The sequence below is a fragment of the Streptomyces sp. NPDC041129 genome (genome assembly GCF_055592265.1).
Window position 1 is genome coordinate 329,596 of sequence record NZ_JBVIYV010000008.1, and the last position, 16,125, is coordinate 345,720.

The window sequence follows — 16,125 nt, forward strand, 5'->3', positions numbered from 1 at the left end:
ACGTGCCGGCCGACGGCCGCCTAGGTGGCCGTGGTGCGGCGGCCGCCCCGGCGGTCGGAGCCGCGGCCGCCGGCACCGGCGGCGCCGCCGGTGGCACCACCGGCCGCCGTCCGACGGCGGGATCCGCGGGAGTCCTGGCCGGACGAGCTGCCCGTCGCGGCACCGGCCGCGGACCGGCGGTCGGCACCCCGGCCGCCCGCGCCGGCGGCACCACCCGTGGTCCGGGTGGAACCGGTCCGACGGGCTGAGCCTCGCCCACCGGCCGCGGAGCCGTCACCGGCCGCCGCCGTATCGGCGGCCGCCCGGCGGTCCGAGCCCCGGTTGCCCGCCGGCGTGGCCGCACCGGCCGACGCACCGGCTCCGCCGCGGCGTCGGCGACCGGACCGTCCGCCACGCTCGGTGCCGGTCTTCCGGTCCGGGCGGGACGTCGTCGGTGTCGCAGGCTGGGGGACCTCGATGGTCACCGGCACGCCGGACGGCTCGCGGGCGCCGGTGATATCGACCAGTTCCGGATCGCTCGACCTGACGCGGGCCGTCCGGGGCCGGATGCCCGCGGTGGACATGAGCCGGGTCATGTCCCGCTTCTGCTCGGGCAGGACCAGCGTGACCACGCTGCCGGAACCGCCGGCGCGGGCCGTGCGGCCGCCCCGGTGCAGGTAGTCCTTGTGGTCGGTGGGGGGATCGACGTTCACGACGAGGTCGAGGTCGTCGATGTGTATGCCCCGGGCGGCGACGTTCGTCGCCACCAGCGCGGTGACCCGGCCGGTCTTGAACTGTTCCAGGGTGCGGTTGCGCTGCGGCTGGGAGCGGCCCCCGTGCAGCGCGGCCGCGCGGACACCGACGGCCAGCAGCCGCTTGGCGAGCCGGTCGGCGGACCTCTTGGTGTCGAGGAAGAGGATGACCCGGCCGTCACGGGCCGCGATACGCGTGGTGACGGCCTCCTTGTCGGTGCCGTCCAGGACATGGAGCACGTGGTGTTCCATGGTGGTCACCGCGCCCGCGGACGGGTCCACGGAGTGCACCACGGGGTCGGTCAGGAACCGCTGCACCAGGCGGTCGATGTTCTGGTCAAGGGTGGCCGAGAAGAGCATGCGCTGCCCGTCGGGCCGAACGCGCTGGATCAGCTTGGTGATCTGCGGCAGGAAGCCCATGTCGGTCATCTGGTCGGCTTCGTCCAGCACCGTGATGCGCACGTCATCGAGCACGCAGTCCCCGCGCTCCACGAGGTCGTTGAGGCGGCCCGGGGTCGCCACGACCACCTCGGCGCCGCGCCGCAGCGTGCCGGCCTGCTTGGTGATGGACAGCCCGCCGACCACGGTGGCCAGCCGGAGGTTCACCGCCGTCGCGTAGGGGGTGAGCGCGTCCGTCACCTGCTGGGCGAGCTCACGGGTGGGCACCAGCACGAGGGCGAGGGGTGCCTTGGGCTGCGCGCGCAGTCCGGCCGTGCGGGCCAGCAGCGCCAGTCCGAACGCGAGAGTCTTGCCGGAGCCGGTGCGTCCCCGTCCCAGCAGGTCACGGCCGGCGAGCGAGTTCGGCAGCGTGGCGGCCTGGATGGGGAACGGGGTCGTGACGCCCTGCGCGGTGAGCGTCTTCAGCAGAGCCGCGGGCATGTCCAGACCGGCGAAGTCCTCGACAGCGGGGAGTGCGGGTGTCGTGCTCTCCGGCAGCCGGAATTCCCTCGGCGACGACGCGGACGGTGGGGGTGACGAGGCGCGCCGGTTCGACTTCTGGGGTCTGCGGGGCATGCGGTTGTCTGCCTTCCTGAAAACAGCACAAACCGGGGTCCGCACCATGACGGTGCGGGCCCCGGTGAGCGGGTACGTGTCCGGCGATCAGGCGGGAAGGATGTTCTCCGCCTGCGGGCCCTTCTGGCCCTGCGTGACGTCGAAGCTGACCCGCTGGCCCTCCTGGAGCTCACGGAAGCCCTGGGTCGCGATGTTCGAGTAGTGGGCGAAGACGTCGGGGCCGCCGCCGTCCTGCGCGATGAAGCCGAAACCCTTTTCAGAGTTGAACCACTTCACGGTTCCCTGTGCCATGACTTTCTCCTTCTGGTAGGCAGAGGCCCCATCCGGAGATGCCGGAAAAACAAATAATGCGCCCTTAGGAGAAACATTCCCGTCAGGCGCACATGAATTCATGGGTACCACAACTGCAACTGCAGGAACCTTAGCACACCTCGGCGGAGCGCCGCCCCGCACCCACCCGGACCTCCGGGCCGGCCGGGCGGGGCGAATAAATCGGTGGCGCCCGCGTGCGTGCCGCTCTAGTGTGAAGACCGCTTCGCGCGGCGGCCGTTGGTCGCCGCTGTCGACCGGATGAGGAACGGGAGGTGTGACCGATGGCTGTCTCTGTGACGGGTGCCGCCCGCAACCAGAAGATCGTCCACTCCACCTCCGTGGCCTCCGGCTGACCTTTCCCACAGCGCGCACGTGCGCGGAGCCGGGGCCGCCCTGTGAAGGGTTCCCCTTGAATCTCTCCTCTTCTTCGGTCTCCTCTTCTTCGGTTCCGTCGCACCCTCTCGCCGGCTACGGCTGGGACGAGGGCTGGGCGGCCGAGTTCGCTCCCCATGCCGAGCGGGGTCTCCTGCCCGGTCGCGTCGTGCGGGTCGACCGCGGCCAGTGCGACGTCGTGACCCCGGCCGGCGTCGTCCGCGCCGACACCGAGTTCGTCGTCCCCCGCGACCCGATGAAGGTCGTGTGCACGGGGGACTGGGTCGCCGTCGACCCCGAAGGCGGCGATCCGCGGTACGTGCGGAGCCTGCTGCCCCGCCGTACCGCTTTCGTCCGGTCGACCTCCTCCAAGCGGTCCGAGGGGCAGATCCTCGCGGCCAACGTCGACCACGTCGTGGTCGCCGTGTCCCTCGCCGTCGAACTCGACCTCGGGCGCGTCGAACGGTTCCTGGCGCTGGCCTGGGAGTCCGGCGCGCAGCCCGTGGTCGTGCTCACCAAGGCCGACCTGGTACCGGACCCGGTGACGCTGGCCCATCTGGTCCAGGACGTCGAGACGACCGCGCCCGGCGTGCCCGTGCTCACCGTGAGCGCCCTGCACGGTGACGGCCTCGACGTGCTCACCGCGCTCGTCGGCGGCGGCACCACCGTGCTGCTCGGGCAGTCCGGCGCCGGCAAGTCCACCCTCGCCAACGTCCTGGTCGGGGAGGACGTCATGGACGTGAAGGCCGCCCGGGACGTCGACGGCAAGGGCCGGCACACCACGACCACCCGCAACCTGCTGCCGCTGCCCTCCGGCGGCGTGCTGATCGACACCCCCGGGCTGCGGGGCGTCGGGCTGTACGACGCCGAGAGCGGGGTCGGGCAGGTCTTCGCCGAGATCGAGGAGCTGGCCGAGCGCTGCCGGTTCCAGGACTGCGCGCACGAGAGCGAGCCCGGCTGCGCGGTGCGCTCCGCGGTGGAGGGCGGAGATCTCCCGGTCCGGCGTCTGGAGAGCTACCGCAAGCTGCTCCGGGAGAACCAGTGGATCGTCGCCAAGACGGACGCCCGCCTGCGCGCCGAGATCAGGAAGGACTGGAAACGGAAGGGCGCGCAGGGCAGGGCCGCGATGGAGGCCAAGCGCGGCCGCTGGGCATAGCCGCCCGCCGGCGGCGACCGGAAGCCGCCCCGTCCGCCGCCGTCCGTCCCGCTGCCGTCCTCCCACCTGCGTGTCCGATTCCCGCCAGCCCGCCCCCGGCGGGGCGGGTCACACTGAAGACGTGATGGACGAGGACAGCGGGTACGAGGCGGTGCGCAGCCGGGACGGGCGGTTCGACGGGGCGTTCTTCTTCGCCGTCGAGACCACCGGCATCTACTGCCGGCCCAGTTGCCCGGCGGTCACCCCGAAGCGCTCCAACGTGCGGTTCTTCCGCACGGCCGCCGCCGCGCAGGGATCCGGATTCCGGGCCTGCCGGCGGTGCCGGCCGGACGCCGTGCCGGGATCGGCCGAGTGGAACGTCCGCGCGGACGTGGTCGGCCGGGCCATGCGCCTGATCGGCGACGGCGTCGTGGACCGCGAGGGCGTGGCCGGACTGGCCGCCCGGCTCGGCTACAGCGCCCGGCAGGTGCAGCGGCAGCTCACCACGGAACTCGGCGCCGGACCCGTGGCACTCGCCCGGGCCCAGCGGGCGCACACCGCCCGGACACTGCTGCGCACCACCGACCTGCCGATCACCGAGATCGCGTTCGCGTCCGGGTTCGCCAGTGTGCGTCAGTTCAACGACACCATCCGCCAGGTGTACGACGCCACGCCGACCGGGGTACGGGCCGCCGCGCCCCGGGGCCGGGGCGCCCGCCGCGCCACCCCCGGCGCGGGCATCCCGCTGCGGCTCGCCCACCGCGGCCCCTATCAGTCCGCCGCCGTCTTCGACCAGCTCGCCCGGGAGGCCGTACCCGGCGTCGAGGAGGTCACCGGCGCCCCCGGCGGCCGGACCTACCGGCGCACCCTGCGGCTGCCCCACGGCACCGGGATCGTCGCCGTCGAGGAGCGCGCCCGGAGCCCGAAACCGGGCGGCGGGACGCATCCGGGCGGCTGGCTCCGGGCGCGGCTGCACCTCACTGACCTCCGGGACCTGACCACCGCCGTGCAGCGGCTGCGCCGGCTGTTCGACCTCGACGCCGACCCGTACGCGGTCGACGAGCGGCTGTCCGCCGACCCCCGGCTGGCCCCGCTGGTCGCCGCCCGGCCCGGCCTGCGCTCACCCGGCGCCGCCGACCCCCTGGAGCCCGCAGTACGGGCGCTCGCCGGGGTGGCCGGGGCCGAGCGGCTGGTACGGCGGTACGGCAAGGCGCTGGACGCACCCTGCGGCAGCCTCACGCACCTCTTCCCGGAGCCCGCCGTACTCGCCGAGGCCGAACCCGGCGGCCCGCTGGGCGCGCTCGCCGCCGCCCTCGCCGACGGCACCGTACGGCTGGACCCGGGCGCCGACCGGGACGACGCCCAGCGGGCGCTGCTCGCCCTGCCCGGCATGGACCCCGCCGTGGCCGCCGTCCTCCGCGTCCGGGCGCTCGGCGATCCCGACGTGGCCCCGCCCGGTTTCGACACCCCCGAGGCCTGGCGGCCCTGGCGGTCGTACGCCATCCAGCACCTGCGCATCACAGGAGAGTGGACCTCGTGACGGACCCGACCCTCTGGACGGCCGTGGACACCCCGGTCGGACGTCTGCTGCTCACCGCCGGCCCGGACGGCGCCCTCACCTCGCTGTCCGTGCCCGGGCAGAAGGGCGGCCGGGCCGTGGAGCCCGGATGGCGACAGGACCCGGGGCCCTTCCGGGGCGCCGAGGAGCAACTGGCCGCCTACTTCGCCGGTGAGCTGAAGGAGTTCCGGCTGCCCCTGCGCGCCCACGGCACCGAGTTCCGGCAGCGGGTGTGGGCCGCTCTGGACACCGTGCCGTACGGCGCCACCGCCACCTACGGCGAGATCGCCGCCCGCATCGGCGCACCCCGCGCCGCCGTCCGCGCCGTCGGCGGCGCGATCGGCGCCAACCCCCTCCTCATCGTCCGTCCCTGCCACCGCGTCATCGGCGCGGGCGGCGCCCTGACCGGCTACGCGGGCGGCCTCGACCGAAAGGTCCTGCTGCTCACCCTGGAGAACGGCCTGCCGGATCCCGCCCCGGCATCGCGCCCGTGACCGGGTAGCGGCGACGCCGGCCGGCCCCGGCCGGGAACCGACCTCCTCCGCCCCGCCCGCCTGCCGCCCTACGCCGAGCGGGTGGATCCCCCGGTGCCGCTCCGGTGCCGCACGCCCGCCCTGTGGCACGGTCACCTGCGACGGGTCGTGGAAAGGGCGGGCGGTACATGGTCAAGGCCGGGCGGGTGCTCGCGGCGCTGTTGCTCGCGGTGGTGCCGGGTACGACGGCCAGTGCCGTCGCCGGGACCACCACGCCTCGCTGGACCGGCAGTTGGGAGGCCGCGCCGTCGGGCACCGCCGCCGCGCTGCCCGGCGCCGCCTTCCGCAACGTCGTCCATCTCAGCGTCGGCGGCGGCGCCGTGCGGATCCGGCTCAGCAACCGGCTCGGCACCGCGCCCCTGCGGCTCGGCGCGGTCACGGTGGCGCTGCGGCGGGCCGCCGGCCCGGACGCCGTACCCGGTACCCTGCGCACCGCCACCTTCCAGGGCGCGCCGACGGCCACCGTCCAGCCCGGCCGGGACGTGCTCACCGATCCCGTCCCGCTGACCGTGCCGGCCGCCGCCGATTTGCTGGTCACCGTCCTCACGCCGGACGACTCCGGCCCCGCGACGTTCCACCGCACCGCCCTGCAGACCAGCTACCTGGCCCCCGGCGGCACGGGACACGCGGCCGACGAGACCGGCTCCGCCTACACCCTGGCCACCGGCTCCTGGTACTACGTCACCGGCGTCGACGTCCTCGGCACCGCCGAGGGCAGCGTCGTCGCGTTCGGCGACTCGCTCACCGACGGAAACGGCTCCACCCCCGACACCAACCACCGCTGGCCGGACCGTCTCGCCGAACGGCTGGGGCGCCTCGGCGTCCTCAACGCGGGGGTGGCGGGCAACCGCCTGCTGCGCGACGGCACCGGCCCGAGCGCCCTGGCCCGGCTGGACGCCGACGCGCTGGACCGGGCCGGGGCACGGGTCGTGGTCGTGCTGGAGGGCATCAACGACATCAAGGGCACCCCGGTGGCGGACGACCCCGCCGCCTTCGCCGCCGCGTACCGCACCCTCGTCGCCCGCGCCCACGCCCACGGCGTCCGGGTCGTCGGCGTCACCCTCACGCCCTACGCCGGCCACACCGCGTACACGGCGGCCGGTGAGGCCGTACGGCAGCGGGTCAACACGTTCATCCGCACCGGCGGCGCCTTCGACGCCGTCGCCGACGCCGACGCCGCCGTACGCGACCCGGCCCGCCCCGAGCGCATCCTGCCCGGCTACGACCCCGGCGACCACCTGCACTTCAACGACGCCGGCATGCGTGAGATCGCCGGAACCGTCGCCGCGGCACTCGCCCGCTGACCGGTCAGCCCCACACCACCGCGGCCAGCCACGCCCCCGCGGTCAGCAGACAGGCGAACAGCTCGGCGAGCACGCTGGAACCGCCCGACCGCATCGTCGTGCGCAGCGCGGACATCGCCTCGCCGTGCCCGCCGAGCCGCAGCCGCTCGTGCAGATAGATCCCGGCCAGGAAGCCCGGCAGCGCGCCGAGCACCGGCAGCAGCACGAAGCCGAGGACTGCGCCCGTCCCGGCGTACACGGCCATGCGGGGCGTGGCGCCGCTCGCCCGCAGCCGGCGCGGGGGCAGCGCCCAGCGCACCACCAGCGACACCAGCAGCAGGCCGGTCGCGCCCACCAGCACCGCCCAGGCCAGCGGCCGCGGGTCCTTCAGCGCCCACCACAGCACCGCGGCCCACACCAGCCAGGACCCCGGCACCCCGGGCACCAGCACTCCGCACAGGCCGAGCGCGATCACCACGCCGACCAACAGGAGTTCCCACGCTCCCATCTGCCCAGCGTGCCCGAGGAGTGAAGGCGTCGCAGGTCAGAGGGGATCGTCGCGGGACACCCAGCCCCGCTCGTAGGCGTGCCAGCCCAGTTGCAGCCGGGTCGTCACCCCGGCCAGCTCCATCAGCCGCTTCACCCGGCGCTGCACGGTCCGCAGGCCCAGATCGAGCTGCTTGGCCACGCTCGCGTCGGTCAGCCCGGCCAGCAGCAGCGACAGCACCTCCAGGTCGGTCGAATCCGGCCCGTCCGGCCGCTGCTCGGCGACCCCGGAGGCGGCCAGCCGGAGCGGCAGCGCCTCGCGCCACACCGAGTCGAACAAGCCCGCCAGCAGCTCCAGCAGCCCGCTCGCGTGCACCACCAGCGCGGCCGGCTCCACCGTCCTGGTGGTGAGCGGCACCATGGCGAGCGACCGGTCGGCGATCACCAGCTTCGTCGGCACCCGGTCCATCACCCGCACCCGCTCGTTCCGGCCGAGCGCCGCCGTCAGCTCGGTCAGCCCGTGCGGCAGGTCAAGCACCGCCCGCTCCACCACCACCCGGTAGCGGACCCCGCGCCCGGCCGCCTGCTCCTCCGCGTCGTTCTCCATCCCGGAGACCACCATCGGGGTGCCGGTGACCAGCGCGCACACCTCCTCGGTGGCGCCGAGCTGCATCTGCAGGAAGCGCTGCGCCACCGCCGAGGCGCCGGTCACCACCTCCACCAGGTCGTGCACCTCCGGCTCGGCCGCCGTGGCCCGGTACTCCTCGGCCAGCAGCACCGCCGCCAGCTCCGCCTTCTCCAGCTCGTGCCGCCGCTGTGCCAGCAGCGCGGCCAGCGCCACCCCGGGCGGCGCCGCCACCCAGCGGCCCGGCCGTGCCGGGGACTGGGCCGCCAGGCCGTGCCCCTCCAGCCGGCGCAAGGCGCGCTCGGTGTCCGGTTCGGCCAGCGACAGCCGCCGTGCCAGATCGGCCACCTCGGCGGCGCCCACGGCCACCAGCGCCCGGTACGCGGCCTCGTGGGTCTCGTCCAGGCCTATCGCTGCCAGCATCGAACCGCGTTCCCCTTTCCTGAGAACAAGCCCCGAGAACAAGACCTGAGAACAGGCCATTCACGCGGGGATCCGTGGCGGAAACCGGCCACGGCGCAAACCCGCCGCCGCACATCATCGTCGTACCAGCGGTCACTCTGCCAGGCTGAACAGCACCGGCGGACACCCGGCCAGGCCGGTGGCGCACAGCCGCGGCCCAGGAAAGCCGAGGCATGGTGCGACCGGATCCGGTCACTCGACCGCGTGGCCGGGTCACCCAGAACGCCGCCGGGCGGTCCTCCCGTGGGGGGTGGGACCGCTCGGCGGCCATCACACCTTTCTCGTACGGCAGTTCGGGTCACCCTCCGCCGCGCCGTGCGACCGCGGACGTGGACGCCGGAATTTCCCCATGCCCCGTTTTCATACGGCCCCCGCGGTGGACAATTAGGGGCATGAGCCAGCAGGGGGGCAGGCCCGCCCGTCATGACGACGACTGGTGGGGACAGCTGTACGACGACTCCACCGAGGACACGGGGCCCACGGCGGCCCCCGACTCCCTGGACGACCGCTTCGCCTCGGCCCGGAACGCGGTGCGGGATCGGTCCGGCGGGAACGAGACCCCGGGCGCGCCCCGGGAGCCCCGCGGCACACCGGCCCCCGATCAGCCGCCGCCCAACCGGCCGTCACCGGACCGCCCGGTCCCCGACCGCGCGTCCCCGGACCGCGCGGTTCCGGCCCAGCGCACCCCGGCCCCGCCGAAGGCACCCCCGGCCGTGCCCCCCGAGCCCCCGGCACCGCCGCCTCCCTCCCACGCCGCCCCCTTGCCTCCCGCGGTCCCCTCACCTACCGCCGCCCTCGACCACGTCGGCTCCGGGCCGCCCACCTACGACCCCGAGCCCACCGCGCTGCCCCTCGCCGATCCGGACGAGCTGGCGGAGCAGGTGGCCGACACCGCTCTGGACGGGGCCCAGTACGGGACCTGCACCCTGCGGGCCGTGTCGCTGCGCGGGGACTCGGCGCGGTACCGGGGCGAGCCGCGCCGGGACGCGCTGCTGACCGCGCGGTTCGGTGCGGGCGAACAGGCGCTGGTGCTCGTCGCCATGGCGACCGGCGCACGGGCGGCGCCCGGCGCGCACCGGGCGGCGGCGGAGGCGTGCCGGCTGATCGGCCGGGCCGTGGGCCGCAGCCACGGGCGGCTCGTCGAGGACCTCCGGGCCGCCCGGCGCGGCGAGCTGAAGTCCGGTCTGCAACGGCTGACCGAACGCGGTCTCGGCAGGCTGCGCACCGACGCCGCCGAGCGGGGCCTGGACCCCGAGGAGTACACCGCCGGCCTGCGCTGCCTGCTGCTCCCCGCCGACCCCGGCTGCCGTACCCGCGTGTTCTTCGGCGTCGGGGAAGGGGGACTGTTCCGGCTGCGCGGCGGCGAGTGGCAGGACATCGAGCCCGGCGTGCCGTCCGCCGGCACCACCGGCGAACCGGTCGTCGGCTTCGGCTCGGTCCCCGCCGAGACCCCGGAGGGCGACCGGCTCACCATGGACTTCGGCATCCCGGTCCCGCCGAGCCCGTTCGAGCCCGCCCCCGAGCCGCCCCGCGCGCCCTTCCGCTTCCGCGCCTCGGTAGCCCGCCCGGGTGATGTGCTGGTGATGGCGACCGGCGGGCTCGCCGAACCCCTGCGCGGCGAGCCCGCGCTCTGCGCCTACCTGGCCCGCCGCTGGTCCGGTCCCACCCCGCCCGGCCTCGCCGCGTTCCTCGCGGACGCCCAGGTGCGGGTGAAGGGGTACGCCGACGACCGTACGGCGGCGGCCGTATGGGAGGCGTAACCGCCGCCCCTGTGACTTGATGGACCGGGAGGGCGTATCCCGGGACAGCGAAGGGGCAGACGACAGCCATGGCCAAACAGAACGTCGCCGAGCAGTTCGTCGACATCCTCGTCCGGGCCGGAGTGCGCCGCCTCTACGGCGTCGTCGGGGACAGCCTCAACCCGGTCGTGGACGCCGTGCGCCGCCACTCCGCCGTGGACTGGATCCATGTGCGCCACGAGGAGACCGCGGCCTTCGCGGCCGGTGCCGAGGCCCAGATCACCGGCCGGCTGGCGGCCTGCGCCGGCTCCTGCGGCCCGGGCAACCTGCACCTCATCAACGGCCTGTACGACGCGCACCGTTCCATGGCCCCGGTGCTCGCGCTGGCCTCGCACATCCCTTCCAGCGAGATCGGCCTCGGCTACTTCCAGGAGACCCACCCGGACCGGCTCTTCCAGGAGTGCAGCCACTACAGCGAGCTGATCTCCAGCCCGAAGCAGATGCCCCGGCTGCTGCAGACCGCCATCCAGCACGCCGTCGGGCAGAGCGGCGTGAGCGTGGTCTCGCTGCCCGGTGACATCGCCGACGAGCCCGCTCCGGAACGCGCCGCCGAGAGCGCCCTCGTCACCTCCCGGCCCACGATCCGGCCCGGCGACGCGGAGCTCGACAAGCTCGTGGACATGATCGACGAGGCCGGCAAGGTCACCCTCTTCTGCGGCAGCGGAACGGCCGGCGCGCACGCCGAGGTGATGCGGTTCGCCGAGAAGATCAAGTCCCCGGTCGGACACGCCCTCAGGGGCAAGGAGTTCATCCAGTACGACAACCCGTTCGACGTCGGCATGAGCGGGCTGCTCGGCTACGGCGCCGCCTACGAGGCCACCCACGAGTGCGACCTGCTGATCCTGCTGGGCACCGACTTCCCGTACAACGCCTTCCTGCCGACCGACGTGAAGATCGCCCAGGTCGATGTGCGGCCCGAGGTCCTCGGCCGGCGCTCCCGGCTCGACCTCGCCGTGTGGGGCGACGTGCGCGAGACGCTGCGCTGTCTCATCCCGCGGGTGAAGGAGAAGACGAACCGGCGCTTCCTCGACCGGATGCTGAAGAAACACGCCGACGCGCTGGAGGGCGTGGTCAAGGCCTACACCCGCAAGGTGGAGAAGCACGTCCCCATCCACCCCGAGTACGTGGCCGCCGTCCTCGACGAAGTCGCCGCCGACGACGCGGTGTTCACGGTCGACACGGGCATGTGCAACGTGTGGGCCGCGCGCTACATCTCGCCCAACGGCCGCCGCCGGATCATCGGTTCCTTCTCGCACGGCTCGATGGCGAACGCCCTGCCGATGGCGATCGGCGCCCAGTTCACCGACCGGCGCCGGCAGGTCGTCTCCATGTCGGGCGACGGCGGGTTCGCCATGCTGATGGGCGACTTCCTCACGCTCGTGCAGTACGACCTGCCGGTGAAGGTCGTGCTGTTCAACAACTCCGCGCTCAGCATGGTCGAACTGGAGATGCTGGTCGCGGGCCTGCCCTCGTACGGCACGGCCAACACCAACCCGGACTTCGCCGCCGTCGCCCGTGCCTGCGGTGCCTACGGGGTGCGGGTGGAGAAGCCCAAGCAGCTCGCCGGAGCGCTCAAGGACGCCTTCCGGCACAAGGGGCCGGCGCTGGTGGACATCGTCACCGATCCCAACGCCCTGTCCATCCCGCCCAAGATCAGTGCCGAGATGGTCACCGGGTTCGCGCTGTCCGCCTCGAAGATGGTGCTGGACGGCGGTGTCGGCCGCATGGTCCAGCTGGCCCGCTCCAACCTGCGCAACGTCCCCAGGCCCTGAGACACCGCCGGGCAACGGTGGTTTTTGGCCACTTTCACCGCCTGTGACGGCGAACCGACCACCGGTGCCACCCGTCCCGGTCCGCCCGTCCTGGGGCGTTCGTGGCACCGTACGGCGGTCCTGCCGGGCGGAGCGGGTTCGCGGCGGTGTCCGGGGCCGTGCGCGAGGCGCGGGCGGCCGTGGCCGAACACACGGCCGTCGGCCGGACCCGAGGACTGCCCGCAGGCGCATGGGGAATGGATCCCCGTGAACGTGTTCGACCAGGAGGGGCAGGTCCGGAAACGTGCGGGCGGGGGTCATGAAGAGGCAGGCACGAGGGGGCGGTCCCGTGACCATCGGGGCCTCCTCGGCTCAGGCGGGGGAAGAGACCGACACCATCACCGAACGCGAGCGGCATCAGCAGCGGCTACGGCGCAGGCTGGGGCGGGCGGACCTGAGGGCGGTGCCCGAGGCGCGCCGGGAACTGCGCGAACTGCTGCGGCACTGGGGCAGGCCGGGCCGCTCGGAGATAGCCGAACTGCTCACCAGCGAACTCGTCACCAACGCGCTCGTGCACACCGACCGCGACGCCGTGCTGACCGCCGTCGTCTCGGCCGGCGGACTGCACGTGGAGGTACGGGACTTCGTGGCCCGCAGACCGCTGCCGCGCACACCGGACGCGGGGGAGGACACAGGTGGCCGGGGGCTGGTCCTCGTGGAGTCCCTCGCGGACTCCTGGGGCGTACGGCCGCACGGCGTGGGCAAGTCGGTGTGGTTCGAACTCGGCGCCGAGGCGGCCTGAGGCGGACCGGCCGCGGAGACGGACACGGGACGGGGGCGTGACCCGCGCGGTCACGCCCCCGTCCCGAGATGAGCCCAGTCCCCAGTCCCCGATCCCCGGTCCGGTTCTAGCCGAACTGCTGCTCCAGATCCTTCAGTTTGCGCTCCAGGGAGTCCAGGCGCGGAAGCCCCATCGTGTCGTCTTCCGCGGTGAGGTCGACGGTGATCGCCTCAGCGCTCTTGCGGACCGGCTGAAGGGAGGGCCGAGAGCGGGCGGGCAACGGCTCCGGCGCCGATATGGCAGGCTCCGCGGTCGCCGGCGCGGGGCCACGTTCCACCGCCTGCACCTCCACCTGACGGCCGCCGCCGCGTCCGGCGAAGCCGCGGTGACCCCGGCTGATCGCACGCAGCTGGGCGCGCTCGACGCGCTGCTGGTCACGCCGGCGCCGGCGCGCCTCGTCCTTCTGCCGCTGGTCGTCGCGCACCTCCTCGACCGCCTCGTCCAGGCTGCGCACGCCCTCCAGGAGCATGAGGGACCACGCCCTGTAGGTCTCGCGCGGTGCCCTGAGCCAGCGGACGATGCGGATCTGCGGCAGCGGGCGGGGCACCAGGCCCTGCTCGCGCAGCGCGGCCCGGCGGGTCTGCTTCAGCGCGCGGTCGAACAGGACGGCCGCGGACAGCGACATGCCGGAGAAGAACTGCGGAGCGCCGTCGTGCCCCATGCCCCGGGGCGCGTGCACCCAGTTGAACCAGGCGGCCGCGGCGGCGAACATCCACACCAGTATCCGGGAGCCCAGGGCCGCGTCACCGTGGCTGGCCTCGCGCACCGCGAGGACGGAACAGAACATCGCCGCGCCGTCCAGACCGAACGGCACCAGGTACTGCCAGCCGCCGGTCAGCCCGAGGTTCTGCTCACCGAAGCCGACCAGGCCGTGGAAGGAGAGGGCGGCCGCGACCGCCGCACAGCAGAACAGCAGCACGTAGGAGGCGGTGCCGTAAACGGCCTCCTTGCGCCTGCGGCGCTCCTCGCTGCGCTCCCACGAGTCGTCCGCACTCGCGTTCTCCCCGGAGGAGCGCTTGCCGCGCGAGAGCACCGCCACCGCCGCCAGCAGGCCCAGGAGCAGCACGGCGCCCGGAAGCAGCCAGTTCAGCGATATGTCGGTCAGTCTCATCAGGGGTCCCTTGCATTGGGATAGGGCGTAACGCCCGCCATAGTGGCCCACTCCGGACGGCCCTCAGGGGGTTTCGGGGCAAGAGGCCGCCAACGAGGTGCAAGGGGATGCCCAGGGCGACGTTCTGCTCGAACTGCCGCTTGAGGGGCGGGAGTTGAGTTCGAATAAGACTACCCGTAGGGATGGTTCCCCGGAAAGTTCCCGATGCGGGTGAGGGAGTTGTGAACTGCCTGTCCGCGGCCGGTGGTCCGATCGTGATGATCTTAGTGGACGCGGGGGCGCCGTCCGCACCTGAGGGGGACTCAGGCGGCCACGGTGGCGGTGAGTTTGGCGATCCGGTCGCTGTCGCAGGTGCGCGGGCAGGTGGCGCAGGTGTCCTCGGGGCGCACGGTGTAGAACATGCAGCAGCTCGCGCGGTCCCGGGTGGCCAGCGGCTCGCCGTCCGGCCCGGTCAGCTCGCGGAACGCGGCCGAGCCGGCGTACGGCCGCGTCGCCCCCGGCAGCAGCAGCTCCAGCTCCCGCACGGCCCGCTGCTCCTCCTCCGCGCCGAACAGGTGGGCGACGTACCACAGGCCCTCCACGACCTCGTCGGTCGCCATGCCCCACAGGGCCCGCCCGCGCCGCCGCATCCGCGGCCCGAAGGCGGCGAGCACCGGCTCCAGGTGCTCGGCGACGGCCGCGCGCACCTCCGCCCGCAGCGCCTCCTCGTCCGGTACGACGACCGCGCCGGGCAGCGAGGCCGCCGGATCGCCCGGCAGGCAGGCGAAGGAGGTGGGGCGGACGGCCATGCGGCCGGCGGCGCGATCGTACGAGACCCCCGTCACGGGCAGCCGGGGCACCCGGCGGCGCAGGAACCACGGGACGGTGATGAGTAGGCAGGCCGGCCAGGCGTAGCGGTGCAGTCCGAAGCTCGCGACGACGTCCGGGCGGGCCCGCCGGCCGTAGTCCCGCAGTACCTGGGCCTCGTCCCACGCGAGGAAGGCGTCGAGCCGGTCCCCGCCCTCGGCGAGCCCGGCGGCGCCGACCCAGCCGCCGCCCTCGGGCAGCGCCTGCGCCGGGTCCGGCTCGGTGACCGTCAGCCCCGGGCAGGCCGCGGAGAGGCGGGCGTACGCGGCGGTGAACGGCGAGGCCGTAGCGGGCATGGCGGGATCACCGGACCTCGATCGCGGGGTGAGTGCAAAGGTAAGCCTAACCTTATCCATTCTTCGGGAAATTTGAAGAGCCGCCCTGTGCGCCTATGGTGCTTGACGGACAAGTGACAACCCGCCGTTAATGACCCCAAGTGCCGACAAGCCGGAGGAGGCCCCGTGAAGCAGGGTGTGCAGGGCTCCGCCGACCCGTTCGGCGAGGTCCGGGCCCCGGCGCGGGAGCGCGCGGCGGAGCCGGCCGAACGGCGGGACACCGGCCTGCCCGGGGCGCGGGGCGAGCACACCCACAACGAGCGCCCGATCCCGCGGCCCAGGGCGGCCGTGCAGCGCTCCTCGGTGCGCGGGCAGATCCTGGACGCGCTGCGGACGGCCCTGGTGGCGGGCGAGCTGAAACCGGGCGAGGTCTACTCGGCGCCGGCCCTCGGCGAGCGCTTCGGGGTGTCGGCGACACCGGTGCGCGAGGCCATGCAGCAGCTCACCCTCGAGGGCGCCGTCGAGGTGGTGCCCAACCGGGGCTTCCGGGTCATGGAGCGGGGCGCCCGGGAGCTGGCCGAGCTGGCCGAGGTGCGGGCGCTGCTGGAGGTGCCGGTGATGCTGCGGCTGGCCCGTACGGTGCCCGCCGAGCGCTGGGCCGAGTTGCGGCCGCTGGCCGAGGACACGGTGCGCGCCGCGTCCTCCGGCTGCGCGGCGACGTACGCGGAGTCCGACCGCGCCTTCCACCGGGCGGTGCTGTCCCTCGCGGGCAACGCGCAGCTCGTGCGGATGGCGGAGGACCTCCACCGGCGCTCCCAGTGGCCGCTGGTCGGCGGCCCCGTCCGGCACGGCCGCGCCGACCTCGTGGCCGACGCCGCCGAGCACACGGCACTGCTGGACGCGCTGATCGCCCGCGACCTCGACGTGGTGCGGGAGCTGGTCGGCGACCACTTCGCGGGCGCCGCCTGAGGCCGGCCGGACACCTCGGGGC

14 protein-coding genes are annotated in these 16,125 nt (G+C 74.2%); 8 read left to right on the plus strand and 6 right to left on the minus strand.

Annotated features, from left to right (window positions below; genetic code table 11):
- Positions 1-20: 20 nt before the first annotated feature.
- A complete protein-coding gene (locus tag ACZ6B1_RS25395; RefSeq protein WP_468781975.1) occupies positions 21-1,745 on the minus strand; it encodes a DEAD/DEAH box helicase in 1,725 nt (574 codons plus the stop codon).
- Positions 1,746-1,832: 87 nt separating this feature from the next.
- Entirely contained in the window at positions 1,833-2,036 is a 204-nt protein-coding gene (locus ACZ6B1_RS25400; RefSeq protein WP_055710303.1) for a cold-shock protein, read from the minus strand.
- Between the two features lie 430 nt (positions 2,037-2,466).
- Between ACZ6B1_RS25400 and rsgA the strand changes: the two genes are divergently transcribed.
- The 4 genes from rsgA to ACZ6B1_RS25420 all read left to right on the plus strand — a co-directional run bounded on the left by rsgA (position 2,467) and on the right by ACZ6B1_RS25420 (position 6,959).
- Positions 2,467-3,585 carry a ribosome small subunit-dependent GTPase A gene (rsgA, locus tag ACZ6B1_RS25405; RefSeq protein WP_468781977.1) on the plus strand — a complete coding sequence of 373 codons (1,119 nt, stop codon included), beginning with the start codon at positions 2,467-2,469 and terminating at the stop codon, positions 3,583-3,585.
- A gap of 124 nt (positions 3,586-3,709) precedes the next feature.
- Positions 3,710-5,104: a DNA-3-methyladenine glycosylase 2 family protein gene (locus ACZ6B1_RS25410; protein WP_468782108.1), complete on the plus strand. Its 1,395-nt coding sequence runs from the start codon at positions 3,710-3,712 to the stop codon at positions 5,102-5,104.
- On the plus strand, positions 5,101-5,616 hold the full coding sequence (locus tag ACZ6B1_RS25415; protein ID WP_468781979.1) for a methylated-DNA--[protein]-cysteine S-methyltransferase: 516 nt from the start codon (positions 5,101-5,103) through the stop codon (positions 5,614-5,616). Before ACZ6B1_RS25410 ends, ACZ6B1_RS25415 begins: the two co-directional genes overlap by 4 nt.
- Positions 5,617-5,783: 167 nt before the next feature.
- On the plus strand, positions 5,784-6,959 hold the full coding sequence (locus ACZ6B1_RS25420; protein ID WP_468781981.1) for a GDSL-type esterase/lipase family protein: 1,176 nt from the start codon (positions 5,784-5,786) through the stop codon (positions 6,957-6,959).
- 4 nt (positions 6,960-6,963) lie between these two features.
- On the opposite strand, the gene ACZ6B1_RS25425 is transcribed toward ACZ6B1_RS25420, so the two are convergent.
- Positions 6,964-7,446: a DUF456 domain-containing protein gene (locus ACZ6B1_RS25425; protein WP_468781983.1), complete on the minus strand. Its 483-nt coding sequence runs from the start codon at positions 7,444-7,446 to the stop codon at positions 6,964-6,966.
- A 36-nt stretch (positions 7,447-7,482) separates the two neighbouring features.
- Positions 7,483-8,472, minus strand: a complete 990-nt coding sequence (locus ACZ6B1_RS25430; protein WP_468781985.1) for a helix-turn-helix domain-containing protein — start codon at positions 8,470-8,472, stop codon at positions 7,483-7,485.
- A gap of 431 nt (positions 8,473-8,903) precedes the next feature.
- Here ACZ6B1_RS25430 and ACZ6B1_RS25435 point away from each other — a divergent pair, with 431 nt between their 5' ends.
- From ACZ6B1_RS25435 to ACZ6B1_RS25445, 3 genes are all read left to right on the plus strand, one after another.
- Complete coding sequence (locus ACZ6B1_RS25435) at positions 8,904-10,271, plus strand: protein phosphatase 2C domain-containing protein (protein ID WP_468781987.1); 1,368 nt, start codon at positions 8,904-8,906, stop codon at positions 10,269-10,271.
- Between the two features lie 68 nt (positions 10,272-10,339).
- Positions 10,340-12,082: a pyruvate dehydrogenase gene (locus tag ACZ6B1_RS25440; RefSeq protein WP_468781989.1), complete on the plus strand. Its 1,743-nt coding sequence runs from the start codon at positions 10,340-10,342 to the stop codon at positions 12,080-12,082.
- 328 nt (positions 12,083-12,410) lie between these two features.
- Entirely contained in the window at positions 12,411-12,863 is a 453-nt protein-coding gene (locus ACZ6B1_RS25445) for an ATP-binding protein (protein ID WP_468781991.1), read from the plus strand.
- 106 nt (positions 12,864-12,969) lie between these two features.
- Here ACZ6B1_RS25445 and ACZ6B1_RS25450 read toward each other — a convergent pair whose 3' ends face one another.
- Positions 12,970-14,013 carry a DUF2637 domain-containing protein gene (locus ACZ6B1_RS25450; protein ID WP_468781992.1) on the minus strand — a complete coding sequence of 348 codons (1,044 nt, stop codon included), beginning with the start codon at positions 14,011-14,013 and terminating at the stop codon, positions 12,970-12,972.
- A 302-nt stretch (positions 14,014-14,315) separates the two neighbouring features.
- Positions 14,316-15,155: a (2Fe-2S)-binding protein gene (locus tag ACZ6B1_RS25455; protein WP_468781994.1), complete on the minus strand. Its 840-nt coding sequence runs from the start codon at positions 15,153-15,155 to the stop codon at positions 14,316-14,318.
- A 165-nt stretch (positions 15,156-15,320) separates the two neighbouring features.
- Between ACZ6B1_RS25455 and ACZ6B1_RS25460 the strand changes: the two genes are divergently transcribed.
- A complete protein-coding gene (locus tag ACZ6B1_RS25460) occupies positions 15,321-16,103 on the plus strand; it encodes a GntR family transcriptional regulator (RefSeq protein WP_468781996.1) in 783 nt (260 codons plus the stop codon).
- The last annotated feature ends 22 nt before the right edge of the window (positions 16,104-16,125 follow it).

Excerpts from the sequence above, each read along its gene's own strand:
- ACZ6B1_RS25455 (WP_468781994.1), bottom strand. The coding sequence starts at position 15,155 with ATGCCCGCTACGGCCTCGCCGTTCACCGCCGCGTACGCCCGCCTCTCC.
- ACZ6B1_RS25430 (WP_468781985.1), bottom strand. The coding sequence starts at position 8,472 with ATGCTGGCAGCGATAGGCCTGGACGAGACCCACGAGGCCGCGTACCGG.
- ACZ6B1_RS25395 (WP_468781975.1), bottom strand. The coding sequence starts at position 1,745 with ATGCCCCGCAGACCCCAGAAGTCGAACCGGCGCGCCTCGTCACCCCCA.
- ACZ6B1_RS25425 (WP_468781983.1), bottom strand. The coding sequence starts at position 7,446 with ATGGGAGCGTGGGAACTCCTGTTGGTCGGCGTGGTGATCGCGCTCGGC.
- ACZ6B1_RS25410 (WP_468782108.1), top strand. The coding sequence starts at position 3,710 with ATGGACGAGGACAGCGGGTACGAGGCGGTGCGCAGCCGGGACGGGCGG.
- ACZ6B1_RS25440 (WP_468781989.1), top strand. The coding sequence starts at position 10,340 with ATGGCCAAACAGAACGTCGCCGAGCAGTTCGTCGACATCCTCGTCCGG.
- ACZ6B1_RS25450 (WP_468781992.1), bottom strand. The coding sequence starts at position 14,013 with ATGAGACTGACCGACATATCGCTGAACTGGCTGCTTCCGGGCGCCGTG.
- ACZ6B1_RS25420 (WP_468781981.1), top strand. The coding sequence starts at position 5,784 with ATGGTCAAGGCCGGGCGGGTGCTCGCGGCGCTGTTGCTCGCGGTGGTG.
- ACZ6B1_RS25435 (WP_468781987.1), top strand. The coding sequence starts at position 8,904 with ATGAGCCAGCAGGGGGGCAGGCCCGCCCGTCATGACGACGACTGGTGG.
- ACZ6B1_RS25400 (WP_055710303.1), bottom strand. The coding sequence starts at position 2,036 with ATGGCACAGGGAACCGTGAAGTGGTTCAACTCTGAAAAGGGTTTCGGC.